The organism is Stutzerimonas stutzeri (genome assembly GCF_051028275.1).
In the GTDB taxonomy this organism is placed as follows: domain Bacteria; phylum Pseudomonadota; class Gammaproteobacteria; order Pseudomonadales; family Pseudomonadaceae; genus Stutzerimonas; species Stutzerimonas stutzeri_AS.
Genome location: NZ_CP069269.1, coordinates 2,697,299 through 2,718,142, shown reverse-complemented (window position 1 = coordinate 2,718,142; position 20,844 = coordinate 2,697,299). Strand labels below are relative to the sequence as shown.

Here is a 20,844-nt window from a genome sequence, read left to right as displayed (position 1 = left end):
CGATCAACGATCCGGCAGGGTGATGTTCAGCTCTAGGATCGAGCAGCTGCCCTGGTCTTCCAACGCCACCTGAACCTGATCGCTGTCGATGTTGACGTACTTGCGGATCACCTCGACCAGCTCTTTTTGTAGAGCAGGCAGGTAATCCGGTTGTGTACGCTGCCCGCGCTCGTGGGCAACGATAATCTGTAGGCGTTCCTTGGCGATGTTGGCAGGCGTTTCCTTCTTCTTGCGTTCGCGGAAGAAGTCGAGGAAATTCATTCGCGACCTCCAAACAGGCGTTGCAGGAAGCCCTGCTTCTTCACGTCAAGAAAGCGATGATTGACATCCTTGCCCAGCAGGCGATCCACCGCGTCGCTGTATGCCTGGCCAGCATCGCTCTGGTCATCGAGAATCACCGGCACGCCCTGGTTGGAAGCCTTCAGTACGGCTTGGGATTCGGGGATTACGCCCAATAGACGGATCGAGAGAATCTCTTCGACATCCTCGACACCGAGCATCTCGCCCTTGACTACGCGCTCCGGGTTGTAGCGAGTCAGCAGCAGATGTTCCTTGATTGGCTCTTCGCCGTTCTCGGCACGGCGGGATTTGCTGGCCAACAGGCCGAGCATGCGGTCCGAGTCGCGAACCGAAGAGACTTCCGGGTTGGTCACGACGATGGCTTCGTCGGCGAAGTACATGGCCAGGTGCGCACCCTTTTCGATGCCGGCAGGGGAGTCGCAAATGACGAATTCGAAATTCTGCGCCAACTCATCAATGACCTTGCCAACACCTTCGAGTGTCAAGGCGTCCTTGTCGCGGGTCTGGCTGGCAGCGAGGACGTACAGGTTCTCGAGCCGCTTGTCCTTGATCAGAGCCTGGGTGAGGGTGGCATCGCCTTGAATGACGTTGACGAAGTCGTACACCACTCGACGTTCGCAGCCCATGATCAGGTCCAGGTTACGCAGACCGACGTCGAAGTCGACGATGACGGTCTTGTGGCCGCGCAAGGCGAGGCCGGTACCGATGGCGGCGCTGGAAGTGGTTTTACCGACGCCACCCTTGCCGGAAGTGACTACGAGGATCTTGGCCAAGGTGATTCACCCTAAATATAAAGTCGGGACCGTAGCCGAATGGGCTTACGGTACGTCCGTTTTGGTGCTTGAAAATTCGCGGCAGTATCCGTTAAAGGCGGGTGATGTTCAACACGTCGCCGGATAGCCTCATCTGCACGGCTTCGGTCCACAGAGGGTCGCGTCTGAGGTCTTCGGCGACCTTGTAATGACCGGCAATCGAAACCATTTCAGCAGCGAGCTGCTGGCAGAAAATGCGTGCGTTGGTGTCGCCTTTGATGCCTGCGAGGGCACGTCCGCGCAGCGGACCGTACACATGGATGTTTCCGTCAGCGAGAAGTTCCGCACCGGGGCTGACCGCTGCTAGCACGATCAGATCGCCGCCTTGGGCATAGACCTGCTGTCCGCCGCGGATCGGTGTGGTGACAACGCGAGTGGGGCGGTAGACAGGCTCTGCCGGTTTGGAGGGCTCGGCAGCCGCTTTGCTGGCAATGTCGAGCTTGCGCTCGCGGGCGCCGGACGGCGGTAGCACGGGCAGGTCGAGGCGGCCTGCAGCTTCGACGATCTGCGGGTCGCCCGAGCGAAGAGCCAGGGTGCGCAGGCCGTGCTTGCGGCACAGGGCGATGAGGCCAGGCAGATCGAGCTTGCAATCGGCTGGAAGCTTGTCCAGCGCCAGCACCAGCGGGGTGTTGTTGAAGAAGTCTGGCGCTTGCTCGACCTTTACTGCGAGCTGCTGATCCAGACGCTCCAGGTCGTTTTGTGCCAGTTCCAGTACGGTGATGGCGAGCATGCTTCCCTTGAGCTGGAACACTGGGTTTTGGTCATTGAGATCGGCTTGGCTCATGGTCTGCCTGCTGGGGTAAATGGCGAGGACTTATAGCGGGGTGGGCCGCAGCCTGCAAGTCTCGCAGCCGCTCCCGACAGCATGCCATGCATCGCGAAGCTGCCGCATCGGTGAACAAAATATCGCTAGAATGCGCGCTTTTATGGGTTCGAGCTTGCCAATGGATCGCTCTCGTTTTCGCGCCTCGTTTCTTCATCCACGTTTCTGGTTGCTTTGGCTTGGCCTCGGTTTGCTGTGGCTGGTGGTGCAATTGCCTTATCGGGTCCTGCTGGTGCTGGGTCGGGGACTCGGCGCGTTGATGTACCGAGTCGCCCGCTCACGGCGACACATTGCCCGGCGCAACCTGCAGTTGTGCTTTCCAGAGCTGAGCGATCAGAAGCGTGAGCAGCTGTTGCGAGCGAATTTCGCCTCGACCGGCATTGCTTTTTTCGAAATGGCGATGAGTTGGTGGTGGCCCAAGGCGCGATTGCAGAGGCTCGCTCGGATCGAAGGGCTAGAACACCTGCAGCAGGCGCAGGCTGAAGGTCAGGGCGTGATCTTGATGGCGCTGCATTTCACTACACTGGAAATAGGCGCGGCCTTGCTGAGCCAGCGCCATACCATCGATGGCATGTACCGCGAGCACAAGAATCCGGTGTTTGATTTTGTCCAGAGACGGGGGCGTGAGCGGCACAACCTCGACGCCAGTGCGATTGAGCGCGAGGACGTCAGAGCGATGCTCAAGGTGCTGCGAGCCGGAAGGGCAATCTGGTACGCACCCGACCAGGATTATGGTCGCAAGCAGAGTCTGTTCGTGCCCTGGTTTGGCATTGACGCGGCCACAGTCACAGCAACCACCAAGTTCGCGCGCCTGGGCAGAGCGCGCGTTGTCCCTTATACCCAGCAGCGTCTGGATGATGGCTCTGGTTACCGTCTGGTGATCCATCCGCCGCTCGCAAACTTTCCAGGGGAGAGTGAAGAAGCGGACTGCCGGCGCGTCAATGAGTGGGTAGAGGATGCAGTTCGGCAGCATCCGGAGCAGTACCTATGGGCCCATCGTCGTTTCAAGACCCGCCCTGCCGGTGAACCGAGCCTGTACCGCAAGCTTCCGAAGAAACCCGTCAGTCTGTAAACACGCCGTCGCGGAAGTCACGGAGCGCCTGCTCAATCTCTTCTCGGCTGTTCATCACAAAAGGGCCGTATTGCACGATCGGCTCGCCGAGGGGGCGGCCGGCCAGGAGTAGAACGCGTGCACCATTGCTGGATGAAAGGTTAAGTTCGCCCAGTTCGGAAAGCCTCGCTAACTGGTTCTTGGTTATCACGCGTCCATTGGCGGACAGCTCCCCGTCGAACACGTAGAGCATTACCCGTAGCCCGTCGGCGAGCCGAGGACTGAGTTGGGTGCCAGCGGGGAGGTAGAGATCGAACAGATGCGGATCGGTATCTGGTCGTTGTACCGCGCCTGCTTGTTCAACGCTCTCGGTATTGAGTTGCCCGGCGATTACCACTGCTTTTATACCGGAAGGCAAGGTGACTCGAGGCACTTCGGTGGGTGCAAAGTCCCGATAGCTCGGGTCGGTCAGCTTGTTTTTCCCTGGTAGGTTGAGCCACAGCTGGAAACCGCGCATCACTCCGTGTTCCTGCTGAGGCATTTCGCTGTGGATCACACCGCGTGCGGCCGTCATCCACTGCACACCGCCGCTCTCCAGTAAACCCACATTGCCGAGGTGATCCTCGTGGCGCATGCGACCTTCAAGCATGTAGGTGATCGTCTCGAAACCACGGTGCGGGTGTGCTGGAAAACCGGCAATGTATTCGTCCGGGTTATCCGAGCCGAACTCATCGAGCATCAGGAACGGATCGAACCGCTCTGGCGCGGCGCCGCCGAACAGCCGAGTCAGACGGACCCCTGCGCCGTCGGACGTGGCGTGGCCGGTGCTGATTGAAAGGATTTGGCGCATGGTCATGGCGTCGCTCTCAGGAAAGGTGGGGCTAAGCCTACGACGACAGACTCGATGCGTTGATGCGAAATTCGGGCCTCATCTATCTACCTGATCGATCACTCTTCTATCTGCAACTCCCGCGCACGGGTATAGACGTATCGGACTTTTTCATATTCGAAGGGCGAATTGAGCTGGCCGTAACGCAGGGGCGTGGTGTGACGAATATCGATCAATCGCAGCGCGGTAAGACCGAGCTCACCGCCGCTGGCTCCGGCATAGTTGAAGTAGTCGACTTGCCGTTCCACGCCGAAGTCAACGAGCTGGCCGGTCGCGTCCCGCAGGTTCGATGGACCGAGTGCAGGCAGAATCAGGTAAGGGCCATGAGGCACGCCGTAAAAGCCTAGCGTCTGTCCGAAGTCCTCGTTGTAACGAGGCAGGCCCATACGGGTTGCTGGATCCCAGATTCCCCCGATCCCGAAAATCGTGTTGAACAAAAGGCGCGCGGTGGTCGTCATTGCGCGTTCGCCCTTCAGCTGGGCAACGCTGTTGAACAGGGTTGGTATTTCCCCGAGATTATCAAAGAAATTACTGACGCCAGTCCGCACGATCTTTGGCGTTACGTAACGGTAACCGCGCACGGCGGGCAGCATCACAAACTGATCCAGTCTGTAATTGAAGTAGTACATTCGCCGGTTCAACGATTCCCAGGGGTCATAGATGTCCAGCGCGTTGAAGGTGGCGCGCTCGAACTCGCGCTGGTCGAGGCCGGGGTTGAACTCGAGGTCACTCAGCGGATGGGTGAAGCCATCCTCATCGCCTGTCTTCGTCTGGGCATGGGCCATGCTGCTGATCAGCAGTATGGCAGCAAGCATCGAGCATCTAACCACGGAAAAACTCCAACATATCCTGGGCGTTGACTCGGTAGGTAAGGTTGCCGCAATGACCGCCGCGAGGGTAAAGCTTCATTCGGTCACCAAAGGTGCGGCGAAGAAAGCCCAGATCGCCTGCGCCGAGAATGATGTCGTCGGCGTTATGCATGACGCCGATTTTGGAACTGCTGCGCATGTAGTCTTCGAGCGCATAGAGACTGACCTGCTGTACCAGCTGCGCCATGCTGCCGCCGTCCTGTTGTGCCCGCCACATGGGGATCAGTTGCTCTGTGATATAGCAATCGAAATCGCATAGCAGGGCGCGGCGGAAGAAGGGCTCGAGGCTGGTGCCTTCGTCGATCGGGTACTTGGGCGGCACGATCAGGCCGCGGCGGTTGATCAGGTCGGAAGTGAAGGCGATATCTGCCGCCGAGAAGCGGAACACCGATCCGATCAGCATGGCCATTTGCTCGTCGGTAAGTCGAAGAGCCGATTGCTGGAAATCGAAGAGCATGGCCTCGTCCAGATTGATCGTGCCTTGCTGGTGGTAGTAGCGGGTGAGTTTTTCCAGGATGACTTCGTAGAAGGTCGTGGTGCTGTCGATGGCGGCGACCTGGGTCTGGACCAACTTGTCGAGATTGCTGATCGAGGTGTAGAGGTTGACCGGCGGGTTGATCATGAGCACGCGCCTGAAGTTGAAACTCTGGCGCGTCTCGTCGAGCTTGCTGACGAATGCTGCATTGAGCGCGCCGAGGCTGTAGCCCACTAGGTTGAAATCGGTGATAGGCAATTCATGGTGTTGGGCGCGAATGGCCTGCATCACCCGGTAGAGGTCCTGAGCGTCGCCTGGGCTATAACCTGGCGTGGCATAACGTGACGCGGCGGCGATAAAGTCGAAGCTGGTCGGCGACGAGAGCTGTACTACGTGGTAGCCAGCCCCATAGAACAGTCGCTTGAGCGACTCGGTCTTGCCCGCCGAGTAGCTTCCACCGGTGCCGGAAATGACGAACATCATCGGAGCGGGCCCGGGTTGCTTTGCCAGCCGGTAGGTCAGTTTTTTAACCGCCCAGAAGTTCTCCGGCAGAATGAATTCCCGCTCGGGGCGAAGCCGGAGGCTGTAATCCGCCTGGTCTATATCGTCATCGCTTGGCAGTTCGGCTCGAAAGGCCGCCGGTGTTGTGGCGATCGTCGCCTCGAATGGGTTACTCAAGGGGTAGCCGTACTGCTCGACGCTGATGTCAGCCGCGTGGGTGGGCATAACGACCAACGCGAGCAGCGCGCTCAGGCACAGCAGCAATCGCATGTGAGGTGATCTCCGGTGACTACGTGGATTCGGCTGGATGTGCAATGCGCAGCAATGACAGCGATGATGGGGCGTTAGTGCTTCGTGTGTGCTCGTGCCACGCTTCCTGTCGCTCTGGTATCGCGACGCCGGCTTAGTTCGCAGCGAAGGCTGATGTCACTGCAACAAATACGCGAAATCTAGCATGACACGTCGCTTCGCTAAGCATTGACCATCATTAAGCCGGCTGGTTGCGTCGCGTTTTGCGGTTGATAGCAAAAAGCCCTAACGGCACGCGCATGGTCTAGAACGCGGCTGTTCAGCTGGCGGGTCAGCGCCGTACCGCGTATCAGGCGCGGTTGGTCGGGCTTACGCCTGGTGATGCAGCCAGGCGTGGGCAGGTACCTTTTCCCGGTGCGCTTGGCCTTTGTCGAAGCGCTGCCAGATTTTTTCGTGGAAATAGAAGCCGACCGAGTTGCACAAAGGCTCGATTGCCGCCACCAAACCACCTGCCGCGACGCTCCCGGTCAGGGCGTAGGTCACCGTAAAGGCGATGCAGAAGTGCATCAGGGTAAAGGTTATGGTCTTGATCATGACGGCGCACTCCGAAGGGTTTCGAGAATTGTTCTCGGATGCGAAGCATTCTGGTCCTACTTCAGGCGAGTCGGAAATCGTCGCGCTCGATGACTGACATAGCTCCTCTCTATCCGATCCAAGCCGCCCACTAGAACTGTCATGGATGCGTCTGGCCCGGGCGTTTCGCGAAATAAAAACAAGACCATGGTCGAGTGGTTTTCAATCGGGCCGGCCCTAAAGTAGCCGCCTGCCTTCATGTGTGGGCAGAGGACCGTGTGGAGACCCCAATGAACAACGAGACCGTACTTCAGCAGATCAATGCTGACCCACGATTCCAGGACCTGGTTACCAAACGTGGTCGTTTCGCCTGGATGCTGGCGACCATCATGCTTACCGCTTATTTCGCTTTCATCCTCGTCATCGCGTTTGACCCGACGGTGTTGGGAACACCCTTGAGCAACGGCTCCGTCACGACCTGGGGTATCCCGGCGGGTCTGGGCCTGATCTTCCTGTCATTTCTGCTGACAGGAATCTACGTGAAACGCGCCAACGGCGAGTTCGATCGCATCACCCAAGACATCCTCAACGAGGCCCAGAAATAATGTTTGCTCGCTTGCTGACCGCAGCTGCTCTGATGGCGGCTGCACCGGCACTGTTTGCTGACGCCCTGACCGGGGATGTGCAGAAACAGGCCACTAACTGGACCGCCATTTCGATGTTCCTCATATTCATCGTGTTCACGATGGGCATCACTAAATGGGCGGCTAAACGCAACACCTCCACCTCCGATTACTACACCGCCGGAGGTAGCATTACCGGCTTCCAGAACGGGCTGGCGATCGCTGGCGACTTCATGTCTGCGGCATCGTTTCTTGGCATTTCAGCGCTGGTCTTCACCAGCGGCTACGACGGCCTGATTTATTCGATCGGCTTTCTGGTGGGTTGGCCGATCATTCTCTTTCTGATGGCCGAGCGTCTGCGCAATCTGGGCAAGTTCACCTTCTCGGACGTAGCCTCCTACCGCCTGGGCCAGACTCAGATCCGCGTCCTTTCTGCATGCGGTTCGCTGATCGTGGTGGCCTTCTATCTGATTGCGCAGATGGTTGGCGCCGGTAAGCTGATCCAGCTGCTCTTTGGCCTGGACTATCTGGTGGCCGTTGTGCTCGTCGGCGTACTGATGGTTATGTACGTGATGTTCGGCGGCATGCTGGCCACCACTTGGGTGCAGATCATCAAGGCCGTCCTGCTGCTGTCCGGCGCAACCTTCATGGCCGTCATGGTGATGTACAACGTAGGCTTCGACTTCAGCCGTCTGTTCGCCGACGCAGTAGCGCTACACCCAAACCATCAGGCAATCATGAGCCCTGGCGGTCTGGTTTCGGATCCGATCTCGGCCATTTCGTTGGGTCTGGCGCTGATGTTCGGCACCGCTGGACTGCCGCATATCCTGATGAGGTTCTTCACCGTTGCCGACGCCAAGGAAGCGCGTAAAAGCGTGTTCTACGCAACTGGCTTTATCGGTTACTTCTATATCCTAACGTTCATCATCGGTTTCGGCGCAATCCTGCTGGTCAGCACGAACCCGGGCTTCAAAGACGCAACGGGCGCCATTATCGGGGGGACCAACATGGTCGCCATCCACCTGGCTTCAGCTGTTGGTGGCAACCTGTTCCTCGGCTTCATCTCCGCAGTGGCGTTCGCTACGATCCTGGCTGTCGTCTCAGGTCTGGCACTGGCTGGTGCCTCGGCTGTCGCGCACGACCTCTATGCCTGCGTAATCAAGAAGGGCAAGGCCAAGGAAGAAGACGAGCTGAAAGTGACCAAGCGCACTACGCTGGCCCTGGGTGTGCTGGCCATTCTGCTAGGTGTCGCCTTCGAGAACCAGAACATAGCCTTCATGGTAGGGCTGGCGTTCTCGGTGGCCGCGAGCTGCAATTTCCCGATCCTGTTCCTTTCGATGTACTGGAAGAACCTGACCACCCGCGGTGCGCTGATCGGTGGTGCGATGGGCTTGGGCACGGCATTGCTGCTGACCATCCTCAGCCCGACGGTATGGGTCGATGTGCTGCACTTCGAGACAGCTATCTTCCCCTACAAGTACCCGGCACTGTTCGCGATGATCGCCGCCTTCGCTGGCCTGTGGTTCTTCTCGGTTACCGACAAGTCCAAGGCCGCAGCTGAAGAGCGTGCACGGTTCTTCCCGCAGTTCATCCGGTCGCAGACTGGACTGGGCTCGAGTGGTGCGGTGGCACACTAAGCCTCTGCGTTGTGAGCGAAAGGCAGCCTTCGGGCTGCCTTTTTTTATTCTTCACACATGCGCCGCAGCGGTGCCAATCCGATGTGAAGCATGCCAGGCATTCAGCATTTCAATAGAGGGCGGAGGCCGCTGCGGCTTTAGCTAGACTCGTCTCAACCCAACGAACAAAAGGTTACAAACGATGCAAAATCGCATGATGGTCACTGGCGCCGGTTCCGGTCTGGGTCGTGAGATCGCGTTGCGCTGGGCGCGTGAGGGCTGGCAGCTGGCCCTTTCGGATGTGAATGAAGCCGGGCTGGCTGAGACCTTAAAGATGGTTCGCGAAGCGGGAGGTGATGGTTTCACGCAGCGCTGCGATGTACGTGATTACAGCCAACTGACGGCGCTGGCCCAGGCCTGTGAGACCAAGCTTGGCGGTATCGATGTGATCGTCAACAATGCCGGTGTTGCCTCGGGTGGCTTTTTCGACGAGCTATCGCTGGAGGACTGGGACTGGCAGATAGCGATCAACCTGATGGGCGTGGTCAAGGGCTGCAAAGCGTTCTTGCCGCTGGTACAGCAGAGCAAAGGCAAAATCATCAACATCGCCTCCATGGCCGCCCTGATGCAGGCGCCGGGAATGAGCAACTACAACGTGGCCAAAGCCGGTGTCGTGGCATTGTCCGAAAGCCTGCTGGTGGAGTTGAAGCAGCAGGAGGTCGGGGTTCACGTGGTCTGCCCATCGTTCTTCCAGACCAACCTGATGGATTCCTATCGCGGGCCGACGCCTAACATGAAAGCGCAGATAAGCAAGCTGCTCGAAGCGTCGCCAATCACTGCCGCTGATATCGCCGACTATACCTACCGTCAGGTAGCCGAAGGCGTGTTCATGATCCTGCCCCACGATGAAGGACGCGTGGCATGGAAGATCAAACAGCAGAATCCGCAGGCGATCTACGACGAAATGGTGGTGTTGGCTGAGAAAAAGCGTAACAAGAGCAAAACCTGACCAAGCAGTCCGTTTTGCTTGCCCTGAGCCAGGGGCGGGAGTAGGGTTGCCGGTCCTACCCGGTCTGCCTCTGGATCCACTGTGAAAAACCCGTCTCGCTGGCTTCTCATGCTGGCTCTCGTTCTTGCCGCGATCAACCTTCGGCCTGGCATTACGTCGTTCGCACCTCTGATCGAACGCATCGCCGAAGAGCTGGACCTCAGCCGCAGCATTATCAGCCTCACCACTGCTTTACCGGTCCTGTTGATGGGCCTGCTCGCACCGTTGGCGCCGCGACTGGCAATACGCTTCGGCCTGGAGCGGACCATCAGCCTATGCCTTGGCTTGATCGGTCTGGCATTGATGCTCCGTTTGTTAGGCGACAGTGCGCCGGTGCTGATTGTCACCGCGGCTCTGGTCGGAGCGGGAATCGCAGTTGCCGGGCCGCTCCTGTCGGGTTTCATCAAGCGTTATTTCCTCGACCGGATCGGCAAGACGGCGGCGTTCTATTCATTGAGCATGGCGGTTGGCGGCACCGTTGGCGTGGTGCTGACCGCGCCGGCTACCGAACTGCTGGCTCAGCGCTGGACCATGGGGCTGGCGCTGTGGTCGATCCCGGCCGTCGTGGCGCTGCTGTTCTGGTTGCGATTGCCGAACCAGCCAGAGCCACGCACTGAAGGTCGTGCCGGTCTGCCATGGCGTGAGCCGCGTGCCTGGTTGGTGAGCATCTATTTCGCACTGCAGGCCGGCCTGTTCTATGCGCTGGCGACCTGGCTCGTTGCGCGGTATCACGAGGTCGGTTTCAGTCTGTTGCAGAGCAATGCGTTTTTCAGCGGGTTCATGCTTATCGGCTTGCCCAGCTCGTTCATCATGCCCTGGCTGGCACAACGCTTTGGTAGGCGGCACCTACTCATGTCTGGTTGCGGCGTGCTGGCAACAACCTGCCTGTTGATCATCGCGATGCTCCCTCAGGTCACCCCGTTGCTGGTGTGCATGCTGCTCGGCGTGGCTTTGAACGGGACGTTTTCGATGTCACTGGTATTGCCGATGTACGAGGCGACAACACCGTTAGCGGTGAGTCGTCTGACTGCAATGATGCTCTGCACCGGCTACAGTCTGGCGTGCTTGACGCCTGTGCTGACAGGGCTCGGTCGCGATCTGGCTGGCGACTATCGTTGGCCATTCCTTGTGCTGGCGGGTATCTCGGCGCTGATGTCTATTTTGGCGTTGCGACTGGCCCCCCGCCGTGATCATGAGGCTGCGACTACAACCTGAGCGTTTCGTCATCCACACGCTGTGGTCTGGTTCACCGCTGGGCCAACAAGCTGATATAGAGCGGCTTCGGCTCTGGAAGGCTGCTTCGAATTGGTTGAACATGTCGGACATTTCACCAGGAGTTACATCGTGGAGCCCGAATCCATCGTCTACGGCAGCATCCGCGACTGGCCTTCGGGCGACGCCGAGCAGTGCCGACAGCGCCGTCTGGTCAACCGCCACGCACTTGATCGTCTGCCGCTTGGGGAGGGCTGGCCTTTCATCGGTCGTGAGATGTTTTCGTGCTGTACGGACGACGGGGTTTATCAGACGCAGGTTATCCATTTCGGCGCCAGCTACCGTGCGGTCGAATACGAATGGGCGCTGTGGGTGCGTAATTTCGAGGCGCTTCTGAACGAACTCTACTGGACCAGCGCAGTGGTTCACCTGGAAACCGAACTCAACGGCACGCATACCTTTCGCTGGGAAACGGAGAGCGGGTCCCACAGCCCTCATCAGCGCGACCTGCGCATGCGCTGCGCCTGGGAGCGAGATGGCGGCGTGCTAGGCTGACGTACAGACTCAACCTTCCAGCCATTCCCTCGGTATGTCGCGCTTGAGAGCCAGTTGACATTGCTGATGATCGACATCGAAAACGATCACGGCGGTGCCTTTGTTGAGCGCGTGGCGTACCCGTTCTACGCGAGTCGCAAGCGGTGTGTCGTCGCCATTGTCAGTGCCGTCGCGGGTCACGAAATCTTCAATGAGGCGGGTCAGGGTGTCAGGTTCGAGCTGGTCGTGAGGTATAAGCATCGGCGTCGGATCAGGTGAGGTGGCCCAGGTCGGGTTCATTGATCGGCGCTTTCAGAAACCGGTCCAGGCAAGCATACAGCTGCTCGCTGTCTAACGGCTTACCGATGAAATCATTCATGCCAGCATCGATCCCCTGGCGTCGATGCTCGTCGAGTACGTGTGCGGTGAGGGCGACGATGGGCACCTGCGGTAATCCAAGCTCCGCCTCGTATCTGCGGATCTGCCGGCTCGCTTCGAAACCGTCCATTTCGGGCATCTCGCAGTCCATCAGAATCAGATGAACCTCAGCGGGGGCGTCCCGGTATGCAGTCACCGCTTTACGACCGTTATCCGCAACCATGACCTCATAGCCCCGCTTGCGAAGCAAACTGGTCACCACCATCTGGCTCACGGGGTTGTCTTCGACCGTGAGGATGCGGGGCTTGGCAACCGGCACTGCATCTGCCACAGCAGTATCATCTTCCTGCGATGGGGCCGGTTGGTAGAGGCGATGCAGCGCTTCGCGCAATGCGCCTGTCAGTAGAGGCAAGGGGACGCTGGCCAGCCGCAGTGATGAAGCGCTTGCTGGCGTCTCGCTGTGTGGGGGCTGAAGCAGCATCACCCGCTGGTTCGGCTCAAGTTGGTCGGCCACAGCGGTGAGCCATGTCTGCGGTTTTCCAGGCCACGGCGCCATGACAACCAGTAGCGGTGCCGAAGCCTGATCGTCAAGGTAGCGGGGTAGCCGTCGTGGTTCCTCGCAGCGCACCACCTGCATTCCCCAGCGGTTCAACAGGTTGCTCATCGCGTCGAGCGCGCAGGCGTCCTGGGACGCGATCACGGCCGTATGGAACTTGAGCAGCGAATGAAGTGGGTCGGGCTGGTCGTCCGCTTTGCGCAACGGGATGTCGAAGCTGAATCGACTGCCCTGACCGGGCGTGCTCTGCACGTCGATCTGCCCCCCCATCATTTCAACCAGCTCTTTGCTGATGACCAGGCCAAGGCCGCTGCCGCCGTAACGTCGGGTTGTGCTGGAGTCGCCTTGAGCGAAGGAGACGAACAGCTTGGCTAGCACTTCCGCACGCATGCCTATGCCGCTGTCAGTAACGGAGAAGATCAAACTGCGGGCGTCGGCTGGACCCTGGCGAACGATCTCCAGCATTACGCAGCCCCGTTCGGTGAACTTCAGCGAATTGCTGAGCAGATTCATCAGCACCTGCTTGAGTCGGGTCGGGTCGCCACGTAAGCGGCGAGGGACGCCTGGCCCTAGACTTAAATGCAGGCTCAGCTGTTTCTCCAGCGCCTGGGCTGTGAACAGGCTGATCGTTTCGGAGACCAGTGCTTCCAGGTCGTACTCGATATCCTCGAGGACCAGCTTGCCGGCACCGATCCTGGCGTAGTCGAGGATGTCATTGATGACCGTCATCAATGAGTTACTGGAGCTGGCGATGGTATCCAGGTAGAAGCGCTGGTTGCGGTCCAGTTTGGTTTCCCGCAGCAGTTGCAGCATGCCCAGCACGCCGTTGAGCGGCGTTCGGATTTCGTGACTCATCTTTGCCAGGAAGCGGCTCTTCGCCTGGTTTTCGCTCTCAGCACGCTCGGCCGCCTGGCGCGAGCGGAAGCCTTCTTCCTTGAGCAGGTTGATGCGATCAGCAAGTCCGATCGATAGCGTGATCAGCTCGAAGGCAATGCCGATCTTCACGACCGGCGCGCCGTACAGCCCGAACAGGTTGAAGCCCAGGGAGCCGGCGGTGACGATGACGAACGTTATCAATAGAACGCCCCACGCCAGCGTGTAGTACAGGCCGTAACGTACCCCACGGCTCCAGACGAAAGCGCCAGTCAGCAGCAACCCGATGGATACGGCGATCACCATCACGCTGGCGAGTAGGCTCCAGGTCTGTACGTTCAGTACGAACCCGGACAGCAGCGCGGCCACCGATAAGAGCAAAGCCACACGCAGGGTGAAATCCAGGCGAGGAAAATATTCACGGGTGTGGAGGAAGTGTCGGCTGAATTGCACGGCGATCAGGCAGTGGCTGAGCATCAGTGCGTAGATGCCCAGTGCAAGCATGCCGCCTGCATCATTCAGCCATTTGACCAACATGCCATCGAAGCTGAGCGCGAACAGCCCGACGTTGAGGTTGTAGATGAGGTACCAGAAGTAAGCAGGCTCACGCAGCGAGAGGAACAGAAAGAAGTTGTAGCAGAACATCGCGAACAGTACGCCGTAAAAGGCACCAGCGAAGGCTGTCGAATCCTCGGTCGCTTCGGCGTTCGCCGCGTAAGTACTGAAATATAGCGGGACATAAAGCGTGCTTGTGCTCTCCACGCGTAGCAGCAGCGATGAAGTGCCCGGTTCCAGGGTCAGCGGAAACCAGAAATTGCTGACCTTCACGGACCTTTCGCTGAACGGGTGACTATCGCCGGTCACCTGCCGGCTGGTCCGGCCGTCCGGGTGGCGAAGGTAGAGCTGGATGTCGTCAAGCAGCGGGTAGTTGATCTCGATGAAGCCGCCCACGGCGTCATTCAGTTGGTTGTTCAGCTCAACACGAAACCACCAGACCGATTTGTTCTTGCCCTTGTTGGCGTGCATGCCCTCCACCGGCTCGAAGGTCTTTTCAGGGAGCTCAAACACCTCTGATACACCCAGCACGGTAGCAGGATCTCTCAGAAAATAGGTCCAGCTGCCGAGCGCCTGACGAAACTGCTTGGAATCGATCGGCACGGGCTCGAATGCCCAGACCTGAGCGGACAGGCAGAACAGCAGGAAAGCCAGACAAAGACGCGGCAGCATGTTATTGACCCGAGGGCGTGCAAAGTCGCGATACGCGGTTTCAGTTACGCCAATGGCAAACCTGGTTCGCCTCATTCCTGACTGAACAGGCAACCATACATTTCAGAGGGTTGCGACTTTGCCCGGATCGACGCCGCCTCGCAATCGGCAATTGCCTCAAGTTGGCGGCGCATCATGAAACGTAGCGATCAACCGGACGAATCGTCTGTGACTTTGTCGAAGATCGAATCGACTGCGGGAACGCGCGTGTCGTTCTCCATCTGAGTGACATGTTCGAGCTGGTGGCTGAAGTTTTCCAGTGAATCTTTTCCGGCGTGGGCGTCACTCGCGAACACCGGCGGGCTTAACAAGTACGCACAGACCAGGCGGCTCATAGCCGCCAGGCTGTCGATATGGGTGCGCTCGTAGCCATGGGTGGCATCACAGCCGAATGCAAGCAGGGCAGTGCGGATGTCGTGACCTGCTGCAATCGCCGACTGTGCATCACTGTGGTAGTAGCGAAACAGATCACGGCGCACCGGTACCTCGTTCGCTTCTGCCAGCTTCAACAGATGGCGCGACAGGTGAAAGTCGTACGGCCCGCCCGAATCCTGCATGGCGACCGTCACCGCATGCTCGCTGGATTCCTGCCCTTTCGCCGTTGGCGCGATATCGATTCCGACAAATTCGCTGACATCCCAGGGCAGGGCGCCTGCTGCGCCTGAGCCAGTTTCTTCGGTGATGGTGAAAAGTGGATGGCAATCGATCGGTGGTTCCCGGCCGCTTTCAACCACGGCCTTGAGCGCCGCCAGCAGAGCAGCGACTCCGGCCTTGTCGTCCAGATGGCGCGAGCTGATATAGCCACTGTCGGTGAATTCAGGCATTGGATCGAAGGCGACGAAATCGCCTACGTTGATACCGAGCGCGAGGGTGTCGGCGCGGCTCTTGGTGTAGCCATCCAGTCGCAACTCTACGTGATCCCAGCTGATTGGCATCTCGTCGACCGCGGTGTTGAAAGCATGCCCGGATGCCAACAGCGGTAGCACGCTGCCGCGTACCACGCCGGCGTCGGTAAACACGCTGACCCGGCTACCCTCGGCGAAGCGACTCGACCAGCAGCCAACCGGCGATAGCCCAAGTCGGCCTGTCTCGTGGATTTCTCTAACGCTGGCACCGATCGTGTCCAGGTGTGCTGCGATGGCTCGGTCAGGGCTGTATCGACGACCTTTTAGCGTGGCGCGGATGGTCCCGCGACGGGTCAGCTCGAATGGAATACCCAATTCTTTGAGCCGCTCGGCCACGTAGCGAACAATGGTGTCGGTGAAACCGGTGGGGCTGGGGATGGCCAGCATCTCCAGCAACACACGCTGCAGGTAATTGAGGTCTGGTTCTGGGAGCTTTGCAGTCATGATCAGTCCTTAGCGGCAGTAGCTCGGGGCCGCTATGTATGTGAGTGAAGTTGAGCTGCGGTGAAGCCGCAAGCGAGGCGGCGCTGTTCCGGCAGTTGTAGCTGCCGGAACCGGGTGAACGACGTGTGCCGGTTAGTGCGTGCCGTAGCTCAAAGGGAACAGCAGGTCGACGAAGCGTTCTGCGGTGGGCTGCGGATGGTGATTGGCGAGGCCGACGCGCTCGTTCGCTTCTATGAATACATACTCCGGCTGGTCGGCTGCAGGTACCAACAGATCGAGACCCACCACTGGAATATCCAGAGCGCGGGCGGCACGAACTGCCGCATTGATCAGGTCCGGATGCAGCTGATCGGTCACGTCATCGAGCGTGCCACCGGTGTGCAGGTTGGCGGTGCGTCGAACCGTCAGGTGTTGGCCGCGTGGCAGTACGCTGTCGTAATCGAAGCCGGCTTCGCTCAGGCAGCGCTGTGTCTCCTCATCCATCGGGATCTTGCTTTCGCCACCGGTCGCGGCCTGGCGACGGCGGCTTTGGGTTTCGATCAACGCGCCAATGGTGTGGCTTCCATCACCGACCACTTCCGCCGGACGCCGAATGGCCGCAGCGACGACTTCATAGCCGATCACTACGATGCGTAGATCGAGGCCTGGGTGATAGCTTTCCAGCAGGACGCGCTGATCAAACTGGCGCGCGCGGGCAATGGCGTCTTCGACGTCCTCAGGGCTGCGCAGATCGACTGACACGCCATGGCCCTGTTCGCCATCGAGCGGCTTGACCACGATACTGCCGTGCGTTTCCAGAAACGCCGCGTTGTCCTCGGGCGATCCTGCGCGCTGCTGAGCGGGCAGTTTGAGCCCGGCGCGTGCGAGGGTGCGGTGTGTCAAGCTCTTGTCCTGACAGAGCGTCATGCTAACCGCCGACGTCAGGTCTGATAGCGATTCACGACAGCGTACCTTGCGGCCACCCTGGGTCAGGGTGAACAAGCCGGCCTCGGCATCGTCGATGACGATTTCAATGCCGCGTCGCCGGGCCTCATCAACGATTATCCTGGCGTAGGGGTTCAACTCGGCTTCCGGGCCTGGGCCAAGAAACAATGGCTGGTTGAAGGTGTTCTTGCGTTTGACCGTGAAGGTCTGCAGGTCGCGGAAACCCAGCTTTGCGTACAGCGCCTTGGCCTGTTTGTTGTCGTGCAGCACTGACAGGTCCAGATAGGCGAGACCACGCCCCATATAGTGCTCGATCAGATGACGCACCAGCGCTTCGCCAACGCCCGGTCGCGTGCAGCTTGGGGCGACCGCCAGGCACCAGAGGCTGGAGCCGTTTTCCGGGTCGTTGAACGCCTTGTGATGATTGATGCCCATGACGCTCCCGATGATCTGTCCGGAGTCGTCGTCTTCGGCGAGCCAGTAATCAGGGCCACCTTGTTCTCTAGGTGTGCACAGCTCGGGGTTGACCGGCAACATGTGGCGGGACTGATACAGGCAATTGATCGCCTTCCAGTCCGAGTCACTCTGTGCGCGGCGAATGCCGAAGCCTCGGAAGCTGCGCCGCGCCGGTCGGTAGTCGGTAAACCAGATGCGCGATGTGTCCGACGGGTCGAGAAACAGCTGCTGCGGCGCATGGGCCAGCACCTGATGCGGCGCGGCAACGTATAGGGCAATGTCTCGCTCCCCGGCCTGTTCATGGAGCAAATCTGCCGCAAGCTTTTCAGGGTCGGAGTAGGTGTGGCCAATCAGGATGCGGCCCCAGCCACAGTGCAGCGTAACAGGTGCCTGGGGTTCTTCCTGGCCATCCTCCGCGAGCCTCTGTTGCAAGCGCTCGTAGGTCGGCGTCTGGCCGCGCAACAGTCGCTGTCCGTAGGCTTGAGACTTCTGCATGGTGCATTCCTTGGAGCTTGTCATGACTTCGCGGTGACAGCGCCTCGGCGCTCGATCACCGTGTCGTCATGATCGGGTTCTTAAAGGCCTTGTTCGCTCAACCATAGGTTGAGGGCTGCCAATTGCCACAATTTCGAGCCGCGAAGGGGTGTCAGCTGGCCTTCAGGGTCGTTGAACAGCTTGTCCAGCATCGCCGGGTTATAAAGCCCCCGGTCCTGGCTCGGATCGGTCAGCAATTCCCGCACCCAGTTCAGCGTGTCGCCCTCGAGATGCTTGAGCCCCGGCACTGGGAAATAGCCCTTGGGACGGTCGATAACCGCGGCTGGAATGACTTTACGGGCGGCTTCCTTGAGCACGTACTTGCCACCGTCGGGCAGCTTGTACTTGGCCGGGATTCGAGCGGACAGCTCCGCCACGTTGTGATCGAGAAACGGCACCCTCGCCTCGAGGCCCCAGGCCATGGTCATGTTGTCGACGCGTTTGACCGGGTCGTCTACCAGCATCACTGTGCTGTCGATTCGCAGGGCTTTGTCGACAGCCGCATCGGCACCGGGCTGAGCGAAATGCTGACGCACGAAGTCGCCGGAGAAGTCGCCCTTGACCCACTGCTGCTGCACCGTGTCGGCGTACTCCTCAAAGCTGCGATCGCGGAAGGATTGGAGATAAGCCTCGACCGGGTTGTCAGCACCGTCCACCTTCGGATACCAGTGGTAGCCGGCAAACAGCTCGTCAGCGCCCTGGCCGCTCTGGACCACCTTGCAGTGTTTGGACACTTCCCGCGAGAGCAGGTAGAACGCGATGCAGTCGTGGCTGACCATCGGTTCACTCATGGCACGGAAGGCGGCGGGTAGCTGTTCGAGAATTTCCTTTTCCTGAATGCGTAGCTGGTGATGGCGCGTCCCGTAATGCTCCGCAATCAGGTCTGAATACTTGAACTCGTCACCGCGCTCTCCGCCCGCATCCTGAAAGCCGATGGAGAAGGTCTGCAGATTATCGGCAGCACCAGCCTCGCGAAGCAGGCCGACCAGCAAGCTGGAATCGACACCGCCGGACAGCAGAACACCAACGTCGACCGCTGCGCGATGACGCAGGGCGACGGACGCGCGCAAAGTCGTCAGGGTGCGCTCTTGCCAGTCTTCGAAGCTGTAACGTTGTTCTTCTTCCGATGCGCCGAATGGCAGCGTCCACCAGCGGTGCTGGCTGGTTTTGCCGCTTGCATCGACCCGCATGAACGTTCCAGGCGGCACTTTCTCAATGCCGGCGATGAGCGTATCAGGCGCCGGCACGACAGCATGGAAGCTCATGTAGTGATTTAGTGCCACGGGGTTCAGCACGCCGGCAATGTCGCCGCCCTTTAGCAGCGCTGGCAGCGTGGAAGCAAAGCGCAGACGCTCGCCGTTACGCGACAGGTACAGAGGCTTGATGCCGAGGCGATCACGCGCTATGAACAGCTCCTGCACGTCGCGCTGCCAGATGGCGAAGGCGAACATGCCGTTCAGACGGGGCAACAGCGCTTCGCCCCACGCGTGGAAGCCTTTGAGCAACACTTCCGTGTCGCCGCCGGAGAAGAAGCTGTAGCCCAACGCTTCAAGCTCGGCGCGCAGTTCGGGATAGTTGTAGATAGCGCCGTTGAAGACCATGGAAAGGCCGAGCGCCGAATCGATCATCGGCTGGCCCGAGGCCTCGCACAGATCCATGATTTTAAGGCGTCGATGACCCAGTGCGAGGGGGCCGTGACTATTGAAACCGCAGGCGTCCGGACCGCGGGACGTCAGGGATTGGGTGATGCGTTCAACCGCTGCCAGATCGGCTGGTTGTTTATCGAAGCGAAGTTCGCCAGCTATGCCACACATAGGATCCTTACCGGTATTGCCGTTGGGGAGTGTGACCGGCTCGCGGATCGCGAAGTTCAGGTTTTCAGACGGGCGTGCACCGCTCTGGGGCGTTGTTTGCTCGGGTCGATCGGGCCTGCTGGTGCTGTCTGAAGTTCACGTTTGGAGCCAGTCGAGTCCAAAGCAAAACAAATCGACCCTATCAGGTCAAACCCTGCGGCCAGCGCATCGCCGTAAGCCGGCAAGGTGTTTGGCAGCTATCACAGTCGAAAGCCTTCTACGATGTGCTCAGCCAGGGTTTCACTGACCTGCGATTGGTTTCGCTCGCTGCGGAGCAGGACGATACTGCTCATTGGCAGCTCTGGCATGCCCTCGGCCTCTCCCAGTATTCGCAGGTCCGCAGTAATCAAGCTCTGCAGTTGCGCAGTGACGGCCAGACCGGCGTTGACCACGGCCATTAGCGCCGACAGGCTCGGGCTGGTGTAGGCGACTCTATAGGGCATATCCAGACTGTCCAGCGCGTTGCATGCCCAGGCACGGCAAAAGCAGTCGGTATTGAACATCGCCAGCGGCATCGGGCGCTGCTCGTGCGTATTGAAGCCCGGCGCTTCGGCCCAGACGAAGCGCTCACGGCGCAGCAATTGACCAATCTCCGTGCCGGGCTCGCGGGTGACGATGGTCAGGTCCAGGTCACGCCGCTGGAGTAGCTGGTAGGACGGCTCGCAATGCACCTCCACCTGCACGAGTGGATACGCCTGAGCGAACCGCGACAGGATGCCCGGCAAAAAGCGCATGACGTAATCATCGGGGGTTCCGATGCGCACCGAACCGACCATGTGCGGCTCTCGCAGTGTGGTCAGTACCTCTCCGTGCAGCTTCAGGATCCGTCGTGCGTAACCCAGCAGGATCTGACCTTCTGCCGTGAGCCTGACCTGCCGACCATCACGCTCGAATACGGAACGCTGCAGGACGTCCTCTTCGAGCCGTTTCATTTGCATGCTGATTGCCGACTGTGTGCGATTGACCGCTTCAGCGGCTCGGGTGAAGCCGCCGTGATCGGCAATCGCTACAAAGCTACGGAGCAGTTCCGCATCGATACTTGGGTAGTTGGCCATTCATCAATCTCCGAGATGGCAAGTA

The 20,844-nt window shown here is 59.4% G+C and carries 19 protein-coding genes; 6 read left to right on the top strand and 13 right to left on the bottom strand.

Annotated features, from left to right (window positions below):
• Positions 1-3: 3 nt before the first annotated feature.
• The 3 genes from minE to minC form a co-directional block, all read right to left on the bottom strand.
• Entirely contained in the window at positions 4-261 is a 258-nt protein-coding gene (minE, locus tag JQR87_RS12380) for a cell division topological specificity factor MinE (RefSeq protein ID WP_407296739.1), read from the bottom strand.
• Positions 258-1,073 (bottom strand): septum site-determining protein MinD, encoded by an 816-nt coding sequence (gene minD / locus JQR87_RS12375; protein WP_407296741.1) that lies wholly within the window; start codon positions 1,071-1,073, stop codon positions 258-260. The genes minE and minD overlap by 4 nt, the downstream gene beginning before the upstream one ends.
• A 91-nt stretch (positions 1,074-1,164) precedes the next feature.
• Entirely contained in the window at positions 1,165-1,896 is a 732-nt protein-coding gene (gene minC / locus JQR87_RS12370) for a septum site-determining protein MinC (RefSeq protein WP_407296742.1), read from the bottom strand.
• A gap of 160 nt (positions 1,897-2,056) precedes the next feature.
• Between minC and JQR87_RS12365 the strand changes: the two genes are divergently transcribed.
• On the top strand, positions 2,057-3,007 hold the full coding sequence (locus tag JQR87_RS12365; protein ID WP_407296743.1) for a lipid A biosynthesis lauroyl acyltransferase: 951 nt from the start codon (positions 2,057-2,059) through the stop codon (positions 3,005-3,007).
• Here JQR87_RS12365 and JQR87_RS12360 read toward each other — a convergent pair.
• From JQR87_RS12360 to JQR87_RS12345, 4 genes are all read right to left on the bottom strand, one after another.
• A complete protein-coding gene (locus JQR87_RS12360) occupies positions 2,997-3,842 on the bottom strand; it encodes a pirin family protein (RefSeq protein ID WP_407296746.1) in 846 nt (281 codons plus the stop codon). The genes JQR87_RS12365 and JQR87_RS12360 overlap by 11 nt on opposite strands.
• Before the next feature lie 92 nt (positions 3,843-3,934).
• Positions 3,935-4,690: an MlaA family lipoprotein gene (locus JQR87_RS12355; RefSeq protein WP_407296749.1), complete on the bottom strand. Its 756-nt coding sequence runs from the start codon at positions 4,688-4,690 to the stop codon at positions 3,935-3,937.
• Positions 4,691-4,697: 7 nt separating this feature from the next.
• Positions 4,698-5,990: a serine/threonine protein kinase gene (locus tag JQR87_RS12350; RefSeq protein WP_407296752.1), complete on the bottom strand. Its 1,293-nt coding sequence runs from the start codon at positions 5,988-5,990 to the stop codon at positions 4,698-4,700.
• A gap of 348 nt (positions 5,991-6,338) precedes the next feature.
• Positions 6,339-6,563, bottom strand: a complete 225-nt coding sequence (locus JQR87_RS12345) for a DUF2061 domain-containing protein (protein WP_407296754.1) — start codon at positions 6,561-6,563, stop codon at positions 6,339-6,341.
• Between the two features lie 269 nt (positions 6,564-6,832).
• On the opposite strand from JQR87_RS12345, the gene JQR87_RS12340 reads away from it, so the two are divergent.
• The 5 genes from JQR87_RS12340 (at position 6,833) to JQR87_RS12320 (ending at position 11,596) form a co-directional block, all read left to right on the top strand.
• The gene (locus JQR87_RS12340; protein WP_407296756.1) at positions 6,833-7,147 is read left to right on the top strand and encodes a DUF485 domain-containing protein; all 315 of its coding nucleotides are present in this window, start codon (positions 6,833-6,835) and stop codon (positions 7,145-7,147) included.
• Positions 7,147-8,802, top strand: a complete 1,656-nt coding sequence (locus JQR87_RS12335) for a cation acetate symporter (protein ID WP_407296759.1) — start codon at positions 7,147-7,149, stop codon at positions 8,800-8,802. The genes JQR87_RS12340 and JQR87_RS12335 overlap by 1 nt, the downstream gene beginning before the upstream one ends.
• A 181-nt stretch (positions 8,803-8,983) precedes the next feature.
• Positions 8,984-9,790, top strand: coding sequence for an SDR family oxidoreductase (locus tag JQR87_RS12330; RefSeq protein ID WP_407296762.1), 807 nt, complete (start codon positions 8,984-8,986; stop codon positions 9,788-9,790).
• A 108-nt stretch (positions 9,791-9,898) separates the two neighbouring features.
• A complete protein-coding gene (locus JQR87_RS12325; RefSeq protein ID WP_407296764.1) occupies positions 9,899-11,044 on the top strand; it encodes an MFS transporter in 1,146 nt (381 codons plus the stop codon).
• Between the two features lie 129 nt (positions 11,045-11,173).
• The gene (locus tag JQR87_RS12320) at positions 11,174-11,596 is read left to right on the top strand and encodes a hypothetical protein (RefSeq protein WP_407296766.1); all 423 of its coding nucleotides are present in this window, start codon (positions 11,174-11,176) and stop codon (positions 11,594-11,596) included.
• Positions 11,597-11,605: 9 nt separating this feature from the next.
• Here the strand turns inward: JQR87_RS12320 and JQR87_RS12315 are convergent, their stop codons facing one another.
• The 6 genes from JQR87_RS12315 to JQR87_RS12290 form a co-directional block, all read right to left on the bottom strand.
• Positions 11,606-11,836: a YheU family protein gene (locus JQR87_RS12315; RefSeq protein ID WP_407297722.1), complete on the bottom strand. Its 231-nt coding sequence runs from the start codon at positions 11,834-11,836 to the stop codon at positions 11,606-11,608.
• 10 nt (positions 11,837-11,846) lie between these two features.
• The gene (locus tag JQR87_RS12310; RefSeq protein ID WP_407296768.1) at positions 11,847-14,609 is read right to left on the bottom strand and encodes a 7TM-DISM domain-containing protein; all 2,763 of its coding nucleotides are present in this window, start codon (positions 14,607-14,609) and stop codon (positions 11,847-11,849) included.
• Between the two features lie 188 nt (positions 14,610-14,797).
• Positions 14,798-15,997, bottom strand: a complete 1,200-nt coding sequence (locus tag JQR87_RS12305) for an osmoprotectant NAGGN system M42 family peptidase (RefSeq protein ID WP_407296772.1) — start codon at positions 15,995-15,997, stop codon at positions 14,798-14,800.
• Positions 15,998-16,129: 132 nt separating this feature from the next.
• Positions 16,130-17,872, bottom strand: coding sequence for an N-acetylglutaminylglutamine synthetase (ngg, locus tag JQR87_RS12300; RefSeq protein WP_407296774.1), 1,743 nt, complete (start codon positions 17,870-17,872; stop codon positions 16,130-16,132).
• Positions 17,873-17,952: 80 nt separating this feature from the next.
• Positions 17,953-19,725, bottom strand: coding sequence for an N-acetylglutaminylglutamine amidotransferase (locus tag JQR87_RS12295; RefSeq protein WP_407296776.1), 1,773 nt, complete (start codon positions 19,723-19,725; stop codon positions 17,953-17,955).
• 239 nt (positions 19,726-19,964) lie between these two features.
• Positions 19,965-20,819: a LysR substrate-binding domain-containing protein gene (locus tag JQR87_RS12290; RefSeq protein WP_407296778.1), complete on the bottom strand. Its 855-nt coding sequence runs from the start codon at positions 20,817-20,819 to the stop codon at positions 19,965-19,967.
• Between the last annotated feature and the right edge of the window lie 25 nt (positions 20,820-20,844).